The organism is Staphylococcus sp. SB1-57 (genome assembly GCF_017086425.1).
In the GTDB taxonomy this organism is placed as follows: Bacteria; Bacillota; Bacilli; order Staphylococcales; family Staphylococcaceae; genus Staphylococcus; species Staphylococcus warneri_A.
This window is the reverse complement of the sequence record NZ_CP070964.1, coordinates 1,382,765-1,404,885: the sequence shown is the minus strand read 5'-3', so window position 1 is coordinate 1,404,885 and position 22,121 is coordinate 1,382,765. Positions and strand designations below refer to the sequence as shown.

Here is a 22,121-nt window from a genome sequence, read left to right as displayed (position 1 = left end):
ACGTTTGTAGGAGGGCGAAATCATTGGCAATGAATAAACAAAATCATTATTCAGATGATTCTATACAGGTTTTAGAAGGTCTTGAAGCTGTTAGAAAAAGACCGGGGATGTATATAGGATCAACTGATAAACGTGGATTGCATCATCTAGTATATGAAGTTGTCGATAACTCCGTCGATGAAGTATTAAATGGTTACGGGGATGAAATAACAGTTATCCTAAACCAAGATGATAGTATTTCAATAGAAGATAATGGTCGTGGGATGCCAACAGGTATTCACGCTTCAGGTAAACCAACTGTTCAGGTTATCTTTACCATATTACATGCTGGAGGCAAATTTGGCCAAGGTGGATATAAAACATCTGGTGGACTACACGGTGTTGGTGCGTCGGTAGTTAATGCACTAAGTGAATGGTTAGAAGTTGAAATTCATAGAGACGGTAATATTTATAAACAGAGTTTTAAAGATGGTGGTGTGCCTGCGACAGGGTTACTCAAAGAAGGAAAAACAAAGAAAACGGGTACAAAAGTAACGTTTAAACCAGATCCTGAAATTTTCAAAGCCACAACATCATTTAATTTTGATGTTCTAAGTGAGCGTTTACAAGAATCTGCATTCTTATTAAAAAACTTAAAAATTAAATTAATTGATTTACGTCGTGGTAAAGAAAGAGAAGAATATTACCATTACGAAGAAGGTATTAAAGAATTTGTAAGTTATGTCAATGAAGGTAAAGAAGTTCTTCATGATGTCACAACTTTTACAGGTACATCTAATGGCATCGAAGTTGATGTGGCTTTCCAATATAACGATCAATATTCTGAAAGTATTTTAAGTTTCGTAAATAATGTGCGTACTAAAGATGGCGGTACACATGAAGTCGGATTTAAAACGGCTATGACTCGTGTATTTAACGATTATGCGAGACGTATCAATGAATTAAAAGAAAAAGATAAAAATTTAGATGGAAATGATATACGTGAAGGATTAACAGCTATCGTTTCTGTAAGAATTCCTGAAGAGTTATTACAATTCGAAGGACAAACTAAATCTAAATTAGGTACATCAGAAGCTAGAAGTGCCGTAGATTCAGTTGTTTCTGAAAAATTACCATTTTATCTTGAAGAAAAAGGACAATTGTCTAAATCGCTTGTGAAGAAAGCGATTAAAGCACAACAAGCTAGAGAAGCTGCACGTAAAGCACGTGAAGATGCACGTTCTGGTAAAAAGAACAAACGAAAAGATACTTTATTATCAGGTAAATTAACACCTGCTCAAAGTAAAAATACAGAGAAAAATGAACTTTATTTAGTAGAGGGTGACTCTGCTGGTGGTTCGGCTAAACTTGGTCGTGATCGTAAATTTCAAGCGATACTCCCATTAAGAGGTAAAGTCATTAATACTGAAAAAGCTAGATTAGAAGATATCTTCAAAAATGAAGAGATCAACACGATTATTCATACCATTGGTGCAGGTGTTGGTAATGAATTTAAAATTGAAGATAGTAATTATAGTCGAATTATCATTATGACCGATGCTGATACAGATGGTGCTCATATTCAAGTGTTATTATTAACGTTCTTCTTCAAATATATGAAACCTTTAGTACAAGCAGGTCGAGTCTTTATAGCATTACCTCCACTTTATAAATTAGAAAAAGGTAAAGGTAAATCTAAGAAAGTAGAATATGCTTGGACAGATGATGAATTAGATAAATTACAAAAGCAACTTGGTAAAGGATTCTCATTACAACGTTACAAAGGTTTAGGTGAAATGAACCCTGAACAATTATGGGAAACAACAATGAATCCAGATACACGTACGTTGATTCGAGTTCAAGTTGAAGATGAAGTACGCTCTTCAAAACGTGTAACAACGTTAATGGGAGATAAAGTAGCTCCACGTAGAGAATGGATTGAAAATCATGTTGAATTTGGTATGCAAGAAGATTTAAGTATTTTAGATAATACTGAAGTTCAAATTTTGGAAAATGAAACCTATGAGGAGGATGAAACGAATTGAGTGAGATAATTCAAGATTTATCACTTGAAGATGTAATAGGTGACCGTTTTGGACGATATAGTAAATATATTATCCAAGAGAGAGCATTACCAGATGTTCGTGACGGGCTTAAACCAGTACAGCGTCGTATTCTATACGCGATGTATTCAAGTGGTAATACATTCGACAAAAATTTCCGTAAAAGTGCTAAAACTGTCGGGGATGTCATTGGTCAGTATCATCCTCATGGTGACTCTTCAGTATATGATGCCATGGTGCGCTTAAGTCAAGATTGGAAGTTACGACATGTCTTAATCGAAATGCATGGTAACAATGGTAGTATTGATAATGACCCACCAGCAGCGATGCGTTATACAGAAGCTAAGCTAAGTCAATTATCTGAGGAACTGTTAAGAGATATCAATAAAGAAACCGTGTCATTTATTCCAAACTATGATGATACAACATTAGAGCCTATGGTATTACCTGCTAGATTCCCTAATTTATTAATTAATGGCTCTACTGGTATTTCAGCAGGTTATGCAACTGATATTCCACCACATAATCTTGGTGAGGTTATTCAAGCGACTTTAAAATATATTGATAATCCTGATATTACTGTGAGCCAATTAATGAAATACATGAAAGGCCCTGATTTTCCAACTGGAGGCATTATTCAAGGTCTAGATGGTATCAAAAAGGCATATGAATCAGGTAAAGGTAAGATTGTGGTACGTTCAAAAGTAGACGAAGAAGAACTACGCAATGGACGTAAAGAATTGATTGTGACTGAAATTCCGTACGAAGTGAATAAAAGTAGTCTAGTTAAACGTATTGATGAATTACGTGCGGATAAGAAAGTTGACGGTATTGTTGAAGTTCGAGATGAAACGGATAGAACTGGCTTACGTATTGCTATAGAACTTAAAAAAGATGTTAATAGCGAAGCAATCAAAAATTTCTTATATAAAAATTCTGACTTACAAATATCTTACAACTTTAATATGGTAGCAATTAGTGACGGCCGACCAAAATTAATGGGTATTAAACAAATTATTGATAGTTATATCAATCACCAAATTGAAGTGGTGGCCAATAGAACTAAATTTGATTTAGAACATGCTGAAAAACGCATGCATATTGTTGAAGGTTTAATGAAAGCATTGTCAATATTGGATGAAGTCATCGCACTTATTCGTAATTCTAAAAATAAAAAAGATGCTAAAGATAACTTAGTTGCTGAATTTGACTTTACTGAAGCTCAAGCAGAAGCGATTGTGATGTTACAACTTTATCGTTTAACAAATACCGATATTGTTGCTTTAGAACAAGAGCATGATGAATTATCGAATTTAATCAAAGATTTACGTCATATCTTAGATGATCACGATGCATTATTAAATGTGATTAAAAATGAATTGACTGAAATTAGAAAGAAATTTAAAACAGATCGTCTTTCTACAATTGAAGCGGAAATTTCTGAAATTAAAATTGATAAAGAAGTTATGGTACCAAGTGAAGAAGTAGTATTGAGCTTGACAAGACATGGTTATATTAAACGTACGTCCACACGAAGTTTTAACGCAAGTGGCGTTTCTGAAGTAGGCTTAAAAGACGGGGACAGCTTATTAAAGTATCTTGATGTAAATACCCAGGATACTGCACTCGTGTTTACAAATAAGGGTAGATATTTATTCATTCCTGTTCATAAATTAGCTGAAATTAGATGGAAAGAGTTAGGACAACATGTGTCACAAATTGTTTCTATTGATGAAGATGAACAAGTGATTGATGTGTTTAATGAGAAAGACTTTAACCAACGCGAAGCCTTTTATATTATGGCTACGCGCAACGGCATGATTAAGAAAAGTAGCGTTCCGCAGTTTAAAACGACACGCTATAACAAGCCATTAATTGCTATGAAAGTAAAAGAACAAGATGAAGTGATTAACATCATGCGAGTAGAATCAGATCAATTGATTACAGTGGTTACGCACAAAGGTATGTCACTAACTTATTCTACAAATGAACTATCTGATACAGGTCTTCGTGCTGCTGGTGTTAAATCTATTAATTTAAAAGATGAAGATTTCGTAGTAATGACTCAAATGATTAACCACTCAGAATCAGTGATGATGGCTACTCAACGTGGTGCAATTAAGCATATTGGATTCAAAGTATTACAAGAAGCTAAACGTGCACAAAGAGGTATAACTTTACTTAAAGAATTGAAAAAGGCGCCGCATCGAATTGTAGCAGCTGATGTTGTCCGCGCTAATCATACGACATATACATTATACTCAGATAACAATCAAGAGAGTGGCGAAATTGCGTCAATTCACAAATCTGAACAATATACGAACGGTTCGTTTATTGTAGATATTGATGATTTTGGTGAAGTTAAAGGTATGTACTTACAATAAAAGTATATGCAATACATGAATAAGATGATAGAATAAAATATAATAATAACAATTAAAGCGTTCAAGAGGTTTATATTAAATTGAACAATCTAGTGTTAAGTATTGATACTTTGAATCATTATTTAATTAGATTGCTATATGATAATATGAATCTCTTGAATTTTTAAGATATGAATTTTATTTATAGATGAGAGGGATTTATTTGAAAGATTTTGATAGTTTAATTCCTGGTTGGTTTAAAGATTTTGTCCAAGTAGGGAATGATTTAATTTGGTCTCAATATCTAATTGGATTGTTACTTACAGCTGGTTTCTTCTTTACTATCAGTTCTAAATTTGTGCAACTTCGCATGTTACCTGAAATGTTTAGAGCATTAGTTGAGAAACCTGAAACATTAGAAAGTGGCGAAAAAGGTATTTCGCCTTTCCAAGCATTTGCAATTAGTGCAGGTTCAAGGGTTGGTACAGGAAACATTGCTGGTGTAGCAACAGCAATTGTATTAGGTGGCCCTGGTGCAGTATTTTGGATGTGGATTATTGCATTTATAGGTGCAGCAAGTGCATTTATGGAAGCAACATTAGCACAGATTTATAAAGTACATGATAAAGATGGTGGGTTCCGAGGCGGACCAGCATATTACATAACTAAAGGATTAAACCAAAAATGGCTAGGTATTGTATTTGCGATTCTAATCACAGTTACCTTCGCATTTGTGTTTAATACAGTTCAATCAAATACGATTGCTGAATCATTAAATACTCAGTATCATATTAGCCCAGTTATTACAGGAATTGTACTAGCTGTCATTACAGCTATCATTATTTTTGGTGGTGTTCGAAGTATTGCGACATTATCATCATTAATCGTTCCTATTATGGCGATCATATACATTGGTATGGTTTTAATCATTTTACTATTAAACTTAGATCAAATCGTTCCAATGATTGGTACTATTATCAAAAGTGCTTTTGGTTTTGAACAAGTAACTGGTGGTGCTGTAGGTGCTGCTATATTACAGGGTATTAAACGTGGTTTATTCTCAAATGAAGCAGGTATGGGTTCTGCACCAAACGCAGCAGCAACAGCTGCCGTACCTCATCCAGTTAAACAAGGTTTAATTCAATCATTAGGTGTATTCTTTGATACTATGCTTGTATGTACAGCTACAGCAATCATGATTTTATTATATTCTGGATTAAAATTTGGAGAAAATGCACCTCAAGGTGTGGCAGTTACACAATCTGCTTTAAATGAACATTTAGGTTCAGCAGGTGGTATTTTCTTAACCGTTGCAATTACACTATTTGCCTTTTCTTCAGTAGTAGGTAACTACTATTATGGACAATCTAATATAGAATACCTTTCAAATAATAAGACAATTATTTTCATTTTTAGATGTCTTGTAGTCGTACTTGTATTCATTGGTGCAGTTGCTAAAACTGAAACAGTATGGAGTACAGCAGACTTATTTATGGGACTAATGGCAATTGTTAATATTGTTTCTATTATTGGACTTTCTAATATTGCTTTTGCAGTAATGAAAGATTATCAAATGCAACGTAAAGCAGGTAAAAATCCTGTGTTCAAACCAGAAAACCTTGAGATCAACTTATTTGGAATTGAATCTTGGGGTATCAATGCAACAAATAAAGCAAATAAAAATAATAAGTAATGATAAATCCTGAGACGTATATCAATGTCTCAGGATTTTTTTATTAAAACGTAAGTTATTGATTATGAACTCTTTAGTATTGTGCAGGATAATTTTTGTAACTAGAAATTAAAGTACTTTGATAATAGTAAAATTGAGTTTTATAAATAAAAAGATTTAAAAATGTATTTTCTTTTCATTTATATCATTTAGCTTTATAATTTTAATAATGGAGCAGGAAAGGTGATAATGATGGGGAAATACAAAATAAGTAAAATTCTCAATAATAACGTTATCATATGCACGAATAAAGATCAGGAAGTTGTACTCATTGGAAAAGGTATTGGCTTTAATAAAAAGCAAGGTTTGATTTTAGATGAATCAGCTTCCATTGAAAAAGTGTATAAGCTTGATCAAGATAAACATAAAGAGCATTATAAGACATTGGTTGAAATGGCGGATGACCATGTACTGCAAGCAGTCATAGAATCAGTCAATTTAATCACAAACGCGACTTTAGATATTGATGATAAAAATCTAGTCGTTGCCTTAACTGATCATATTATTTTTGCGTATAAACGTTTAAAACAAAATCAACTCATTAGTAATCCGTTTGCTATGGAGACTAAGTATTTATATAGTGATGCATATCAATTAGCAGCCAAAGTAATAGAAAGACTCAATCAACAATTAGATGTTCAATTTCCAGAAGATGAAATTGGATTTATCGCTTTACATATTGCTTCTAATTCAGAAGAATTATCCATGCGAGAAATGTCGTTAATCAATCAATTAATTAATAAGAGTATTACAATCATTGAATCTGATTTAAATCATCAAGTTGATCAATCCTCAGTACAATATCAACGTTTTATTAGACATGTTCAGTTCCTTATTCGTCGTTTGAAACAGAATGAAGCGATTCATGCACAAAATGATTTCATTGAAATGATTAAAAAGCATTACCCACAGTGCTATTCCACAGCTTTTAAAATTTTAAAAATGATTCAAATGGAATTCGATATTACAATTAATGAAGCTGAAGTGATTTATTTAACATTACACATTCACCATTTTGAAGCGCAAATCAATCGTGATTAATCATACTTAGTTATATTTTAATAGTTCTATTCATTAAATTGATGCAGTATTAACTATGCAATGATTGAAACCAGTTATATTTATTTTATTAAATTTTTTATACGCCTTAGTTGTATGAATTATGTTATGATAAGTGTTAGTTATTTTAATCATCTTAATTGTTTTATGAATTGAATAAAGAGAGGTAACTTGAAGGTATGGTGATGTCAAATGTCGAATGAAAATAAGACTACAGAAAATAAGGCATCTGGAAAGTTTAAAACTAATTTCAGTATGTCTGAAACAAGATTTATGCGATTTTTAGGCGGCAATGATTTAATTTATGGCTTATTAGCACTTGTACTTTTAGGTATTGTAATATTTATATTTGATAAAGTTTCATATGTGTTTGAGCCGTTTATTATTATATTTAATACGATTGCTGCACCTATTATTGTTTCATTGATTATATTTTATTTGTTTAATCCACTTGTGAATTTGATGGAACGTTATCGTATACCACGATTAGTGGGTATTATGATTATTTATATTGCGATTGTGGGAATTATAGCATTAATTGTTAATTTATTAATTCCGGTTATTGGCTCACAATTAGGAAGTTTTATTAATAATTCGCCTCAATATTTCAAAAAATTTGCGAATACAATCAATAAATTAACTAGTAATTCAATTTTTGCTGGCTATTATAGTCAAATCAACGACCAACTTAATTCATTAACGAAGAAAATACCTACAATGTTATCAGATTATTTTGATGGTTTTGGTTCAAAACTAGCAACTTTTGCAGAAGCTGTTGCTAATGTTGGTGTAGTTATTGTAACAACGCCATTTGTATTATTCTTTATGTTAAAAGATGGTCATAAGTTCAAAGATTTTACGACTAATATTATGCCACCAAAATTCAGAAAAGATTTTCATGACTTGCTTGAAAAAATGAGTGTTCAAGTAGGTTCATATATTCAAGGACAAATTATTGTCTCATTCTGTATAGGTGTATTATTATTTATCGGTTATTCAATTATTGGATTAAAATATAGTTTAATTCTTGCATGTATCGCAGCTGTAACGAGTGTAGTACCATATTTAGGTCCTACAATTGCGATATCACCAGCGATTATTATTGCTATTATTACATCTCCATTAATGGTACTTAAATTGGCAATTGTTTGGACATTAGTTCAGTTCTTTGAAGGACACTTCATTTCGCCAAATATTATGGGTAAAACTTTAAAAATACATCCTCTAACAATTATCTTTATTTTATTATGTGCAGGTAACCTGTTAGGTATTGTAGGTGTTATTTTAGGTATACCTGGATATGCAGTATTAAAAGTTTTAGTTTCTCATGTCTTCCTATTATTCAAACGTAGATATAATCGTTACTATGGAGAAGATGCTGGGGAATATCAATTGAATAAAAATCAAGACTACTCTGAGTAGTTATGATACAAGGATATCTTTAGAAATGAATGTGAGAACAAGTAGGGCATTTAATATTGTTCTTAGCTTACTAATTTCTAAGATATCCTTTTTTATTAAAGTAAAATGTTTTATTGTAGTGACTTTAGCTAACATAAGATATGACAATAATGTTATGTATAATTAGAGTTATTTATATTCTAATTATCATATGCTTATGATATATTTTTGCTATATAGAAGAATTAATTAGAATCGAAGTGAAAAAATGACCCAAGAAAATAAAAGTAAATTATTATCTATTTTAAAATTTGTGTTTGCTGCAGCTCTATTTATATTTGTAGTATTCACATTATATCGAGAATTATCAACCATTAATTTTAAAGATACATTGATGCAATTTGGCAAAATCAATCGTTTGTGGTTAGTATTATTATTTGCCGGTGGGGGAGCATCGTTATTAATTTTATCTTTATACGATATTATTCTTGTCAAATCTTTAAAATTAGATATGTCTTTAACGAAAGTTTTTAGAGTGAGTTATATTATTAATGCTTTAAATGCTATTGTCGGATTCGGTGGATTTATCGGTGCCGGGTTAAGAGCATTTGTTTATAAAAATTATACTGAAGATAATAAGAAACTCGTACATTATATATCTATTATTCTCATTTCAATGTTAACAGGCCTTAGCTTATTATCGATTTTAGTCGTTTTTCATGTTTTTAATGCATCTGACATGTTAGATCGAATTTCATGGGTTCGTTGGATTTTATATATTGTTGCTTTATTTTTACCAATATTTATTATTTACACTATTATGAAACCCGCAGATAAAAATAATCGATTTATGGGTGTTTATTGTACTTTAGTGTCATGTATAGAGTGGATGGCGGCGGCTGTAGTTCTCTATTTCTCAGCACTAATCGTGGGTATTGATATTTCATTTATGAATTTTATCGGAGTCTTTATTATTGCAGCTTTGTCAGGACTAGTAAGTTTCATTCCTGGGGGCTTTGGTGCATTTGATTTAGTCGTGTTACTCGGATTTAAATCACTTGGTATAAATGAGGAGAATATTTTATTAGCGTTATTACTTTATCGTTTCGCATATTACTTTGTACCAGTAGCTATTGCATTAGTATTATCTTCATTTGAATTTGGTAACACTGCTAAGAAATACATCGAAGGCTCTAAATATTTTGTACCTGCAAAAGATGTCACATCATTCTTAATGTCATATCAAAAGGATATTTTATCTAAAATTCCATCATTTTCATTAGCAATTTTAGTGTTTTTAACGAGTGTGATATTCTTCATTAATAATTTAACTATTATTTATGATGGATTATATGATGATAACCACTTCGTGTATTATATAACATTGTCTGTTCATACTAGTGCCTGTCTATTATTAATGTTAAATGTTAAAGGCATATTTAAACAAAGCCGACGTGCTATTATTTTTGCTATTATATCAGTTGTATTAATTTTTGCTGCAACGATATATACTTATGCTTCTTTCTTACTTTTGACATGGTTAATAGTTATTTTTGTGTTACTAATTATTGCTTATCGACGTGCCAAAGTTTTAAAACGACCATTGAGACTAAAAAACGTATTTGTAATAGTAATCATCAGTTTGATTGTACTTTATATCAATCATATTATAATCTCTAGCACGTTATATGCATTAGATGTGTATAATCTTGAAGTTGATACCACAGTTTTAAGATATTATTTCTGGATAACAATAGCTTTAATTACATTAATTGTGGCGTCAATTGCATGGTTATTTGATTATCATTATGCCAAATCAAATCAAAATAAAGATTTAACTATTTGTGAACAAATTATTCATGAACATGGTGGTAATTATTTAACACATCTTATCTATAGTGGAGATAAAGATTATTTTGTTCATGATAATGAGTCTGCCTTTTTAATGTATCGATATAAATCTAATGCATTAGTTGTTTTAGGGGATCCAGTTGGAGATGTTTCATCCTTTGAATCTCTATTAGAAGCATTTTATGAATATGCAGAATACTATGGTTATGATATTATCTTTTATCAAGTAAGCGATCGATTCATGCCACTTTATCATAATTTTGGAAATCAATTCTTTAAATTAGGAGAAGAAGCAATTATTGATTTAACAACGTTTACGACTTCAGGTAAAAAACGTCGTGGATTTAGAGCTACTTTAAATAAGTTTGATGATTTAAATATTAAATTTGAAGTTATTGAACCTCCATTTTCTAAAGAAATGATTGAAACATTACAACATGTGAGTGATCAATGGTTAGATGGCAGAAATGAAATGCATTTTTCAGTAGGTCAATTTAGTGAAGCATATTTGTCTAAAGCACCAATTGGTATTATGCGTAATGAAGAAGGGAAAATCATTGCGTTTTGTACACTCATGCCAACATACTTTAATGATGCAATTTCAGTTGATTTAATTCGTTGGTTACCTGAATTAGACTTACCGTTAATGGATGGTCTATATTTACACATGCTTTCATGGGGAAAAGAAAAGGGTTATCGTTCATTTAATATGGGGATGGCAACACTTTCTAATGTTGGTCAATTGCATTACTCATATCTTAGAGAACGACTAGCTGGTAGAGTCTTTGAACATTTTAACGGTTTATATCGTTTCCAAGGTTTAAGACGTTATAAAGAAAAATATGGTCCAAATTGGGAGCCGAGATTCTTAGTTTATAGAAAAAATGCATCTTTATGGCAATCAATGATTAAAGTGATGAGAGTTATTCGTCATAAATAAATATACAATGAAAAGCGATTGATGAAACTGAGTGGTTTCGTCAATCGCTTTTGTGTTAATCTTCAATATCAATCTATACTAGATTGAGTTTTTCTTATAATTTTCACGGTCTTGTTGTTCTTTGGCATATCTTTCTGGTTGCTTTTTATAAAAATCTTGATGATATGCTTCAGCTTTATAAAATGTTGTTGCAGGCAAAATTTTAGTAGCAATCGCTTTATCTGCATTGTTTGTATCTTGCATTGCTGCGATATACGCTTCAGCTAATTTTTTCTGATGTTCGTTGGAATAAAAAATAGCTGTTTGATACTGAGACCCTCTATCTTGAAATTGACCTTCGTCATCTAGTGGATCAATGACAGAGAAAAAGATTTCTAATAATTTATTGTATGAGAATAACGCAACATCATATTCAACTTTGACAGTTTCATAGTGTCCAGTAGTGCCACTTTTAACCTGCTCATATGTAGGGTTGGCTATGTCTCCACCCATATATCCTGATGTTACTTGTTCTATACCATCAAATGTATCAAAAGGTTTTGTCATACACCAAAAGCACCCACCCGCAAAATATGCAGTATTTATATTCATTTATGACACCCTTTCATTGGACCTTAGTACCATTTATTAAAAAAATCCTTGCTTTTTGTATACTTTTTCTATAACGTTAATACATATTAATTATAGATGATAGAATTGTAATTTTAAAGGTATAAGGTAGGTAAATATGAGAGAACAGAAGGATAACAGAGAAGAAACTGAGTATAAACGACAAGCAGGTACATCAACTCCACCTTCTAGGCGACGAAAGAAAAAGAGAGTGCGCAAATTACCTTTTATTATTTTATTTATTTTAATTATTCTCATCGTTATAATTGCATACATTGCTCATGGTTATAATAGTGGTGTAAAGTATGCGGAAAAGCATGCGAAAGATATTAAAGTACATGAATTTAACGGACCAGTAAAAAATGACGGTAAAATTTCTGTATTAGTTTTAGGTGCAGATAAAGCACAGGGCGGTAAATCACGTACAGACTCAATTATGGTTGTTCAATATGACTATATTCATAAAAAAATGAAAATGATGTCAGTAATGCGTGATATTTATGCTGATATTCCTGGCTACGATAAATATAAAATTAATGCTGCATATTCATTAGGTGGACCAGAATTATTAAGAAAAACCTTAAATAAAAACTTAGGTATTAATCCTGAATATTATGCAGTTGTTGATTTTACTGGTTTCGAAAAAATGATAGATGAGTTAGAACCTAATGGTGTTCCAATGGATGTTGAAAAAGATATGTCTGAAAATATTGGTGTATCATTGAAAAAAGGACATCATCGTTTAAATGGTAAAGAATTATTAGGTTATGCTAGATTTCGTCATGATGCAGAAGGCGATTTCGGGCGTGTACGTCGTCAACAACAGGTGATGCAAACACTTAAATCTGAATTAGTGAATTTTGGTACAGTTGCTAAGTTGCCTAAAGTAGCGGGGATTCTTAGAGGATATGTTAATACAGATATGCCTGATTCTGCGATGTTCCAAACTGGAATAAGTTTCGGTGTTCGAGGCGATAAAAATGTAGATTCATTAACAGTCCCTATTAAGAACTCATATCAAGATATTACTACTAATAATGATGGTAGTGCCTTGCAAATTGATAAAGAGAAAAACAAAAAAGCAATTCAAGATTTTTTCGATGATAAAAATAATAAAAAGTAATACTCAAAGAGCCTCACATTGACGATGTCAATGTGAGGCTCTTTACATATTTATTGATCTGATTTTCTAACACCAGCAACACCATAATGACTTTTCTTCATTTCTTCAATAACGACATGGATTGCTTCTTTATTGGCACCTGTTGTTTTTTCTACAGCTGCTGTCACTTCTGTAACTAAATCTTTAAGTTGTTCATCTGAACGACCTTCTAATAATTTAACGTTGACGATTGGCATATGTCATTCCTCCAATATTCTTATTACAACTTTAGTATAGCATGAATTATCAATAAAAATACATATTTATAAACAAGAACAAATGTTCTTTTTGTACTTGAACTAGAACACCTGTTCGTATATAATAAAATTGTATTAGGGAGGGGTAATCATGTATGACTATCATTTATTAGAAGATAGAGATGTACTTTGTATTGATCAGAAGAGTTTTTTTGCGAGTGTATCTTGTATAGAGAAAGGGTTAGATCCACTAACGACAAAATTAGCAGTAGTCGCAGATACTAAAAGACAGGGTTCGGTGGTGTTAGCAGCGACACCTAAACTTAAAGAATTAGGCGTCAAGACAGGATCAAGATTATTTGAAATACCGCATCGTAATGATATATATATCATTAATCCAAGTATGAGAAAATATCTTAACGTATCAGTTGCTATATCTAAGATTGCTTTGCGATATGTGCCGCCTGAAGATTTACATCAATATAGCATCGATGAATTTTTTATGGATGTGACAGATAGTTATCATAGATTTAATTCAACCGTGCAAGCATTTTGCGAAAGATTACAGAAAGAAATTCATGAAGAAACAGGTATTAGATGTACGATTGGTATAGGTTCAAACATGTTATTAAGTAAAGTGGCTATGGATATTGAAGCAAAGCATACAGCAAATGGTGTAGCTGAATGGCGTTATCAACATGTCCCTGAAAAGCTGTGGCCTATTCAACCGTTAAGAGATTTTTGGGGAATTAATAGAAAAACAGAAGCTAAATTAAATAAAAGAGGTATTTTTACAGTAGGTGATTTAGCTCAATATCCATATCAATATTTGAAAAGAGATTTTGGAATATTGGGCGTAGATATGCATCTTCATGCTAATGGCATTGATCAAAGTAAGATGAGAGAAAAATATAAAGTGAATAATCCGTCCATATGTAAAAGTCAAATTTTGATGAGAGACTACGAATTTGAAGAAGCGAAAGTGGTGATGCAAGAGTTAATTGAGGATGTAGCGAGTAGAGTTCGAGCACGAAAAAAATTAGCACGCACCATACATTTTTCATTTGGATATAGTGATGAAGGTGGTGTAAATAAGCAGTATACATTAGAAGAAGGAACTAACTTAGAAAAAGATATTTTTAAAGTAGTGAATTATTTTGCCAATCAATTATGTGACAAACAGGCTTTATATCGTACATTAAGTGTGTCACTCACACAATTTATAGATGAAAACGAAAGACAAATGAACTTATTCATCGATGAATACGAGCGTAAGAGAGATGAAAAATTAGCCAAAACAATTGATCATTTACATGTGAAATACGGAAAGGGCATTGTTTCTAAAGCGATATCTTATACTGAAGCTGGTACAAAACATGGACGTTTAGGACTCATGGCAGGACATAAAATGTAGTAATGTATTCCACGATAGCGATGAGGATTTCTCAAATACTAAAATAAAAAACAACCTAAGACATTACATTGAGGTGTCTCAGGTTGATAAATGAAGTTGCTATTCTATATAAGTATCAAATTGATCTAATGCTTGAATACCACGTTCTCGATCTTCAGGGTTTTTAAAACTAATTTGTAGCGCACCATAAATATCTTCACGCACTTCTAATATTTTTAAGTTGCTTATAGAAATATTATGTAAACTTAGTATGTGAGTAACTTTGTTAATCATACCCGGTTTATCCGGAATATCGACATACAGATCATACGCAGTAGTAAGTGCACCTTGTTGTTTAGTGGGTAATTGATCGCGATAATCTTTTGCATGAGCAAAAAAGTTATAAATATCTTCTGAATTAGAAGAAGATATCATAGATGAAATTGAGGAAATTTGATCTTGTAAATCTTGTAATATATCTAGGATGAAAGTTTTATTATTTAATGTAATATCTTTCCACATTTCAGCGTTACTACTAGCAATTCGTGTGATGTCACGGAATCCACCTGCAGCTAATTGTTGTACTAAACGATGTTTTTCTACTTGATTAGCACTGAGATGAACTAAACTTGATGCGACAATATGAGGAACATGACTAACGATACCTGTAACGAAATCATGTTCATTAGCATCAGTGAAAATAAATTTCGCTAATGTAGGTTTTAGTAAATCTTTAATCTTTTCTGCTGCCTGCTTATTAGCATCTTGATTAAATACAAGAATATAGTAAGCATTTTCAAATAGATGTTTTTTAGCATTGAGTACACCAGACTTATGGCTACCAGCCATCGGGTGTCCACCAATGAGATGAATATCGTGTTTTAACAACATATTTTCAAATGCTTGAATAGTTGATTTAGTGCTTCCTGTATCTGTAACGATTAAATTGGTTTTAGTATTGAGTTGTGGTAAATGTTCTAAGTAATGAACAGTTTGTTCGACAGGTGTAGCATATATAACCATGTCAGCTTTTTTAATTGCTTGCTCATAATGAGTTGTTTTATCATCGATGATACCAATAGATAAAGCCTTATCTAATTGAGATTCATCAGCATCAAAAGCTGTAATATGAATGTCTTGATGGTAGTATTTTAAATTACTTGCTAAACTCCCACCAATCAAACCAAGTCCTACAAATAAAATATTTTGCATAAGTAATCACCTGTTTCGGAATTTTCAGAATACTAATATTGTAAATGAGTAAGTTTATGGAATCAATAAGAATATGATTAGTATATAACAAATAAATAGTCTAAACTAAAGTTAAATAACATAGAAATGTGAAAGGGGATAACAATGAGCGATATTCTACAAACAATCAAAACTTTAACAGAGATTAATAGTCCATCTGGGAATGCTGAAAAAGCAATACAATATGTGAAGCAGACAGTAGAAGACATAGGATATTCTACAGAGTTGACGAATAAAGGTGCTTTGATTATTAATGTTGCGGGAGATAATCAAGAGCAGCAACGATGTATTACAGCACATGTTGATACGTTAGGTGCAATGGTAAAAGAAATTAAAGAAGATGGACGTTTGGCAATTGATTTAATAGGAGGATTTCACTTTAATGCGATTGAAGGTGAATACTGTGAAATTCAAACAGAGGCAGGCGACATATATACGGGAACGATATGTTTACATGAAACAAGTGTGCATGTATATAAAAATAATCATAAAGTACCTAGAGATATAGAGCATATGGAAATTCGAATTGATGAAAAAACAAACTCAATTCAAGATACGAAAGACTTAGGCATAGATGTAGGGGACTTTGTCAGCTTTGATCCAAGAACTGAAATTACTCAATCTGGATTTATTAAGTCACGTCACTTAGATGATAAAGCAAGCGTAGCAATGATTATAGAATTATTGAAAAAAATTAAAGAAGAAAATATTAAGCTACCACACACAACTCAATTTTATATTTCAAATAATGAAGAGATTGGCTATGGCGCAAATGCTTCATTATCAGAAAATATTGTAGATTTTATCGCATTGGACATGGGTGCATTAGGTGATGGTCAATCTTCAGATGAATATACCGTATCTATCTGTGCAAAAGATAGTTCTGGACCTTACCATAAAGGGCTTCGTTCACAACTTGTGCAACTATGTAAAATGAATGATATTCCATATAAAGTGGATATATACCCATATTATACCTCTGATGCTACTACAGCACTAAGAGCAGGAGCTGATATAAGACATGGTTTATTTGGAGCAGGCATAGAGTCCTCGCATGCTTTAGAAAGAACGCATATTGAATCAATTGAAGCAACTCAAAATTTATTATATGCGTATTGTATGTCTCCGATTAACAAATAAAATAAGATTTAGCGTTGACAAAAATATTTAAGGGATGTATTATACTAAATAATTAGAATTGTTAAACAATTCGAAAGATAAAGTAGCGAATATGAACTGTAGCAAATAGAAAGCTAATGGGTAATGAAAATTAGCACATCATATTTAGTGAATTGGGCTTTCGAATATAAAATTAAATAGCATTAAAGTGAACAAGAAATATTTGTTAACTAAGGTGGCACCACGGTAACGCGTCCTTATTGATTTTACGCGTATCGTGGTGCTTTTATTTCTTACAAAATGTAGTAGTTTATAGTAAGGTAGTGTCAGAAAGTTAGTGGGTGATGAGAACTAACACCACTATAAATGAAATTGGGTTTTGTACCATAACAACTAAATATTAACAAAGAGTGAACGTATAATATTCCGAATATTAAGAATATTGCGTTAATTAAGGTGGTACCACGCGTCAGCGTCCTTTTATAGGAGGCTGATTTTTTATATTTAACAATCGAAGCATTACTTTAAACTTTAAAAATTAAGTATACCTAACAAACCAAAATCACTTTCAATAAAGTTTAAGCAAACTGAAATAATAAAGGAGTGAATTGAATTGGAACTATATTATGAAAAGTTACAGGCCAATATTACACCAGAAACATTAGCTCAACTTAAGCACAACAAAATCATATTAGAAAGCACGAGCCAAGAAAAACTAAAAGGGCGATATTCTATTGTCGTTTTTGATAGTTATGGCAAAGTCACATTAGACAATAAACAACTTCAAATTATTACTCAACAAAAGAAAGAAACTAAAACAGAAAAGCCTTATCAATACTTAAAGGAATTTGTGAATAGTTATTATGCTGACATTGAAGATCAAACACTACAAGAATTACCTTTTATTTCAGGTTTTATTGGCACTTGTAGCTTTGATTTAGTAAGACATGAATTTCCAATATTAAAGCAAATTGAGTTAGAAGATCATCCTCAACATGACGTCAAATTCTATATGATTGAAGATGTTTATGTATTTGATCACTACAAGGATGAACTTTACATCATTAGTACAAATTTATTTTCTCAAGTTAAACAAGACGTATTAATACAACGAGTCAAAGAACGTATTGAGGATCTTAAAGCAATCCAAGTATATCAACCCAAAGTTTCATTTCAAGTTCAAGATAAACAAATCGAAGCAAACGTGAGTGAACAACATTTTATGAATATAGTGAGTGATTTAAAAAAGAAAATAACAGAAGGGGATATGTTCCAAGTTGTTCCATCACGTATTTATCGATACAAACATCACTTTAATAATCAATTACAAGCATTATCGTTCCAGTTATATCAAAATCTCAAAAGGCAAAATCCGAGTCCATATATGTATTACATCAATATGGAGAAACCAATAATCATTGGCAGTTCACCTGAAAGCTTTGTCAAAGTTCAAAATGGAACAGTTGTCACAAACCCTATTGCTGGAACAATACGAAGAGGACGAACACCAGAGGAAGATCAAAACAATGCGCATCAACTCATTAACGATGAAAAAGAAAAAAGTGAGCATAGTATGCTCGTTGACTTAGGTAGAAATGATATTCATCGAATCTGTAAAACGGGCACATCACATATCAAGAAATTAATGGAAATCGAAAAATATGAACATGTCATGCACATTGTAAGTGAAGTAACAGGCGAAATTAAGAATAATATTTCACCTATGTCTGTAATCGCAAGTCTATTACCTACAGGAACTGTATCTGGTGCACCTAAATCAAGAGCTATTCAAAGAATAATGAAGTTATGCCACATAAGCGAGGCGTTTATAGCGGTGGTATTGGTTATATTAACTGTAATCATAACTTAGATTTAGCATTAGCTATAAGAACGATGATGGTAGATGAGACATATATCAATGTAGAAGCTGGCTGTGGTGTTGTGTATGATTCAGAGCCATATAAGGAATTAGAAGAAACTAAACTAAAAGCTAAAAGTTTATTGGAGGTGTCGCCATGATATTAATCGTAGATAACTATGATTCATTCACCTATAACTTAGTAGATATAGTAGCCCAATGTATATCGAATCAAAATAAAGTCAAAGTATTATATCCAGATGATGAGCAAGTTATACATCAAGATGTAGAAGGTGTCATTATTTCACCAGGGCCAGGACATCCTTTAGACAATGATTTATTACTTAAAATTATTCATCAATATAAAGATAAGCCGATTTTAGGCGTATGTTTGGGTGCTCAAGCACTCACATGTTATTACGGAGGTCGAGTGATACAAGGTAAATCCGTCATGCACGGTAAGGTAGATCAAGTCATTCTTCAAAAGCCCTCCATACTATATACCAATTTACCAAGTATATTTAATATCATGAGATATCATTCGCTCGTCAGTGATAGGAAGCAATTTCCAGACACTTTAGTCGTGACAGGAGAGACATCTGATTGCATACAATCATTTGAACATATCAATCATTTACATTTTGGTATTCAATATCATCCAGAGTCATTCGCGACGGAGTATGGAGAAGATGTAATTAAGAATTTTATTAACTTAGTAGTAAAGGATGATTAGATGGGAATTTTACAACAATTAGAACAGCAACAACATTTAAACCAACAAGATATGAAGGCGTTTATCGATTTAATGATTAATCCTCAAATTGAAAATCAAATCAAATATAAGGCTTTGAAATCATATACAGAAAAAGAAATGCAACAAACTGAATTAACATTTTTAGCTCAAAGTTTAATCAAAACGATGTATAAAGAACAACCTGTTTATGAAGGCTCGATGTGTATTTGTGGAACTGGTGGTGATCGTTCGGGAAGTTTTAATATATCAACGACCGCTTCATTTGTCGTAGCTAGTGCGGGTTCATCAATCATTAAACACGGAAATAAAAGTATCACTTCAAATTCCGGTAGTACAGATTTGCTAGACCAATTAAATATTAAAACCACACCAGTTAAAGATGTGACCCAACAATTAAATCGATACCATTTAGCATTTGTAAGTGCGACAGAATCTTATCCAATTATGAAATATATTCAACCTATTAGAAAAATGATAACTAAACCAACCATATTTAATCTTGTGGGACCTTTAATTAACCCGTTCAAACTAACATATCAAACTATGGGTATCTATGATCGATCTCAATTGGCAAATGTGGCACAAACTGTAAAAGATTTAGGACGTAAAAAAGCAGTCGTAATACATGGTGCTGGTGGTATGGATGAAGCAAGTTTATCTGGTGACAATTTAATATATGAAGTCAATGCTGGCCAATATATTCAACATTATACGATTAATGCTAAAGACTTTGGCTTAAAAAACGCAGCTAACGACACATTAAAAGGTGGCACACCAGAAGAAAACAAAGCCATTGCGGTAAATATTTTAAACGGCCAAGATCATTCGAGTAAGAGAGATGTAGTGGTGCTCAATGCTGGCATAGCTTTATACGTATCAGAAAAGGTGAATGATATTGCAACAGGTGTTCAACTTGCACAACAACTCATAGATGATGGAACAGCTATGAAACAATATTTAAGAATGGTGGAGAATTAAATGACAATATTAGACGAAATTGTATTATATAAAAAAGAATTATTATCTAGTCATTATTATCATGAAAAACTTAAAACTATAAATAAAGATACTCAATGTAATCAACCATCTAAAAAGAACACCTTGAAATCGAGTTTAGTAAATGACAAAGAATTATCTATTATTGCAGAAATTAAATCGAAAAGTCCAACTGTAAAGCAATTACCTGAACGTAATTTGACACAACAAATTAAAGATTATGAAACTTATGGAGCCAATGCCATTTCTATCTTAACGGATGAACGTTATTTTGGTGGCAGTTTCGAACGATTACAACAACTATCTAAACAAACGTCATTACCCGTATTATGTAAAGATTTTGTGATAGATGAAATTCAAATTGATGTAGCTAAAGCAGCAGTTGCATCAATCATTCTACTCATTGTTAATATTTTAACGGATGAACAACTCCATCGTTTATATCACTATGCCTGTCAATTAGATTTAGAAGTATTAGTAGAAGTTCATGATAGTCAAGAACTGCAAAGAGCTTACGAGCTTAAACCAGAAATCATAGGTGTTAATAATAGAGACTTAAAGCGATTTGTGACAGATGTAGCCCACACAAATCAGATATTAGCACATAAAAAAGATGACTTTTACTATATTTCTGAAAGTGGTATTCACAATCAATCAGATGTAGAGAAAATTGTTCACTCCGGTATCGATGGGTTACTTATTGGTGAAGCATTAATGAAATGCGACGATTTAAGTCAATTTTTACCACAATTAAAGTTGAAAAAGGTGAAATCATGTATTTAAAATTTTGTGGTTTTAAAAGTAAAGAAGATGTACTTAAAGCGATTGAATTGCCTATAGATGCGATTGGGTTTATTCATTTTCCAAATAGCCGTCGCCATTGCGACATGAATCAAATTCAGCAATTAACCACACTCGTACCTAGTTATATTGACCGTGTAGTAGTATTAGTCAATCCAGATCAAACACAAATTCAAAATCTTGTGACACATACAAATATCAACATAATTCAATTTCATGGCAATGAACCGATAGAAATCATGAAATGGACAAAATCACAATATCCCCATATTAAAGTTATTAAAGCATTGCCTGCACATCAAAAGTTGCAAGATCAAATAGTTTATTACAAAGAAGCTGTAGACTTTTTTATTATTGATACTCCTTCAGACCAATTTGGAGGTACGGGGCAAACCTATGATTGGCATCTATTAGATAATATCAAAGGTATATCATTTTTAATTGCAGGAGGATTAACTGATCAACATATCAAACATATTCAACATTTATCATTGCAACACAGTGGCTATGATGTAGCCTTTGGCATTGAAATCAAGCATCATAAAGATGTCAAAAAAATGAAAACAATCGTTAACATTGTGAAAGGAGAATAAA

At 31.9% G+C, this 22,121-nt stretch carries 16 protein-coding genes and 1 pseudogene; 14 read left to right on the top strand and 3 right to left on the bottom strand.

Features of this window, described 5'->3' with window-relative positions; all coding sequences use genetic code 11:
- Positions 1-29 precede the first annotated feature (29 nt).
- From parE to mprF, 6 genes are all read left to right on the top strand, one after another.
- Positions 30-2,024 carry a DNA topoisomerase IV subunit B gene (parE, locus tag JX000_RS06955; protein WP_185285775.1) on the top strand — a complete coding sequence of 665 codons (1,995 nt, stop codon included), beginning with the start codon at positions 30-32 and terminating at the stop codon, positions 2,022-2,024.
- On the top strand, positions 2,021-4,426 hold the full coding sequence (parC, locus tag JX000_RS06950; RefSeq protein WP_002451317.1) for a DNA topoisomerase IV subunit A: 2,406 nt from the start codon (positions 2,021-2,023) through the stop codon (positions 4,424-4,426). The genes parE and parC overlap by 4 nt, the downstream gene beginning before the upstream one ends.
- Before the next feature lie 202 nt (positions 4,427-4,628).
- Positions 4,629-6,098, top strand: coding sequence for a glutamine transporter AlsT (gene alsT, locus JX000_RS06945; RefSeq protein WP_002451318.1), 1,470 nt, complete (start codon positions 4,629-4,631; stop codon positions 6,096-6,098).
- A 231-nt stretch (positions 6,099-6,329) separates the two neighbouring features.
- Entirely contained in the window at positions 6,330-7,178 is an 849-nt protein-coding gene (gene glcT, locus JX000_RS06940; RefSeq protein ID WP_206140546.1) for a glucose PTS transporter transcription antiterminator GlcT, read from the top strand.
- Positions 7,179-7,451: 273 nt separating this feature from the next.
- Complete coding sequence (locus tag JX000_RS06935) at positions 7,452-8,618, top strand: AI-2E family transporter (protein ID WP_206141004.1); 1,167 nt, start codon at positions 7,452-7,454, stop codon at positions 8,616-8,618.
- Positions 8,619-8,864: 246 nt separating this feature from the next.
- A complete protein-coding gene (gene mprF, locus JX000_RS06930) occupies positions 8,865-11,387 on the top strand; it encodes a bifunctional lysylphosphatidylglycerol flippase/synthetase MprF (RefSeq protein WP_002451322.1) in 2,523 nt (840 codons plus the stop codon).
- A 78-nt stretch (positions 11,388-11,465) separates the two neighbouring features.
- Here the strand turns inward: mprF and msrA are convergent, their stop codons facing one another.
- Positions 11,466-11,978: a peptide-methionine (S)-S-oxide reductase MsrA gene (gene msrA, locus JX000_RS06925; protein ID WP_206140545.1), complete on the bottom strand. Its 513-nt coding sequence runs from the start codon at positions 11,976-11,978 to the stop codon at positions 11,466-11,468.
- Positions 11,979-12,114: 136 nt separating this feature from the next.
- Between msrA and JX000_RS06920 the strand changes: the two genes are divergently transcribed.
- Positions 12,115-13,119 (top strand): LCP family protein, encoded by a 1,005-nt coding sequence (locus tag JX000_RS06920; protein ID WP_023375268.1) that lies wholly within the window; start codon positions 12,115-12,117, stop codon positions 13,117-13,119.
- A 50-nt stretch (positions 13,120-13,169) separates the two neighbouring features.
- On the opposite strand, the gene JX000_RS06915 is transcribed toward JX000_RS06920, so the two are convergent.
- Positions 13,170-13,355 carry a 2-hydroxymuconate tautomerase gene (locus tag JX000_RS06915; RefSeq protein WP_002451325.1) on the bottom strand — a complete coding sequence of 62 codons (186 nt, stop codon included), beginning with the start codon at positions 13,353-13,355 and terminating at the stop codon, positions 13,170-13,172.
- 151 nt (positions 13,356-13,506) lie between these two features.
- On the opposite strand from JX000_RS06915, the gene JX000_RS06910 reads away from it, so the two are divergent.
- Positions 13,507-14,769, top strand: coding sequence for a Y-family DNA polymerase (locus tag JX000_RS06910; RefSeq protein ID WP_049423503.1), 1,263 nt, complete (start codon positions 13,507-13,509; stop codon positions 14,767-14,769).
- A 99-nt stretch (positions 14,770-14,868) separates the two neighbouring features.
- Here JX000_RS06910 and JX000_RS06905 read toward each other — a convergent pair whose 3' ends face one another.
- Positions 14,869-15,960: a prephenate dehydrogenase gene (locus JX000_RS06905; protein ID WP_206140544.1), complete on the bottom strand. Its 1,092-nt coding sequence runs from the start codon at positions 15,958-15,960 to the stop codon at positions 14,869-14,871.
- Positions 15,961-16,104: 144 nt separating this feature from the next.
- On the opposite strand from JX000_RS06905, the gene JX000_RS06900 reads away from it, so the two are divergent.
- From JX000_RS06900 to JX000_RS06875, 6 genes and pseudogenes are all read left to right on the top strand, one after another.
- The gene (locus tag JX000_RS06900) at positions 16,105-17,139 is read left to right on the top strand and encodes a M42 family metallopeptidase (protein WP_002451328.1); all 1,035 of its coding nucleotides are present in this window, start codon (positions 16,105-16,107) and stop codon (positions 17,137-17,139) included.
- A 592-nt stretch (positions 17,140-17,731) separates the two neighbouring features.
- Positions 17,732-19,137 (top strand): annotated as a pseudogene (locus JX000_RS06895) (anthranilate synthase component I).
- Positions 19,134-19,709 (top strand): anthranilate synthase component II, encoded by a 576-nt coding sequence (locus JX000_RS06890; RefSeq protein WP_206140543.1) that lies wholly within the window; start codon positions 19,134-19,136, stop codon positions 19,707-19,709. The pseudogene JX000_RS06895 and the gene JX000_RS06890 overlap by 4 nt, the downstream one beginning before the upstream one ends.
- The gene (trpD, locus tag JX000_RS06885; protein WP_206140542.1) at positions 19,710-20,708 is read left to right on the top strand and encodes an anthranilate phosphoribosyltransferase; all 999 of its coding nucleotides are present in this window, start codon (positions 19,710-19,712) and stop codon (positions 20,706-20,708) included. It abuts the gene before it with no gap.
- Complete coding sequence (trpC, locus tag JX000_RS06880) at positions 20,709-21,509, top strand: indole-3-glycerol phosphate synthase TrpC (RefSeq protein ID WP_145505243.1); 801 nt, start codon at positions 20,709-20,711, stop codon at positions 21,507-21,509.
- Complete coding sequence (locus JX000_RS06875) at positions 21,500-22,120, top strand: phosphoribosylanthranilate isomerase (protein WP_124228324.1); 621 nt, start codon at positions 21,500-21,502, stop codon at positions 22,118-22,120. The genes trpC and JX000_RS06875 overlap by 10 nt, the downstream gene beginning before the upstream one ends.
- Position 22,121: the final 1 nt, after the last annotated feature.

Coding starts and splice junctions, on each gene's coding strand:
- JX000_RS06875 (WP_124228324.1), top strand. CDS start 21,500: ATGTATTTAAAATTTTGTGGTTTTAAAAGTAAAGAAGATGTACTTAAA.
- trpC (WP_145505243.1), top strand. CDS start 20,709: ATGACAATATTAGACGAAATTGTATTATATAAAAAAGAATTATTATCT.
- trpD (WP_206140542.1), top strand. CDS start 19,710: ATGGGAATTTTACAACAATTAGAACAGCAACAACATTTAAACCAACAA.
- msrA (WP_206140545.1), bottom strand. CDS start 11,978: ATGAATATAAATACTGCATATTTTGCGGGTGGGTGCTTTTGGTGTATG.
- JX000_RS06935 (WP_206141004.1), top strand. CDS start 7,452: ATGTCTGAAACAAGATTTATGCGATTTTTAGGCGGCAATGATTTAATT.
- JX000_RS06910 (WP_049423503.1), top strand. CDS start 13,507: ATGTATGACTATCATTTATTAGAAGATAGAGATGTACTTTGTATTGAT.
- mprF (WP_002451322.1), top strand. CDS start 8,865: ATGACCCAAGAAAATAAAAGTAAATTATTATCTATTTTAAAATTTGTG.
- glcT (WP_206140546.1), top strand. CDS start 6,330: ATGGGGAAATACAAAATAAGTAAAATTCTCAATAATAACGTTATCATA.
- JX000_RS06890 (WP_206140543.1), top strand. CDS start 19,134: ATGATATTAATCGTAGATAACTATGATTCATTCACCTATAACTTAGTA.
- JX000_RS06905 (WP_206140544.1), bottom strand. CDS start 15,960: ATGCAAAATATTTTATTTGTAGGACTTGGTTTGATTGGTGGGAGTTTA.
- parE (WP_185285775.1), top strand. CDS start 30: ATGAATAAACAAAATCATTATTCAGATGATTCTATACAGGTTTTAGAA.
- JX000_RS06900 (WP_002451328.1), top strand. CDS start 16,105: ATGAGCGATATTCTACAAACAATCAAAACTTTAACAGAGATTAATAGT.
- JX000_RS06920 (WP_023375268.1), top strand. CDS start 12,115: ATGAGAGAACAGAAGGATAACAGAGAAGAAACTGAGTATAAACGACAA.
- JX000_RS06915 (WP_002451325.1), bottom strand. CDS start 13,355: ATGCCAATCGTCAACGTTAAATTATTAGAAGGTCGTTCAGATGAACAA.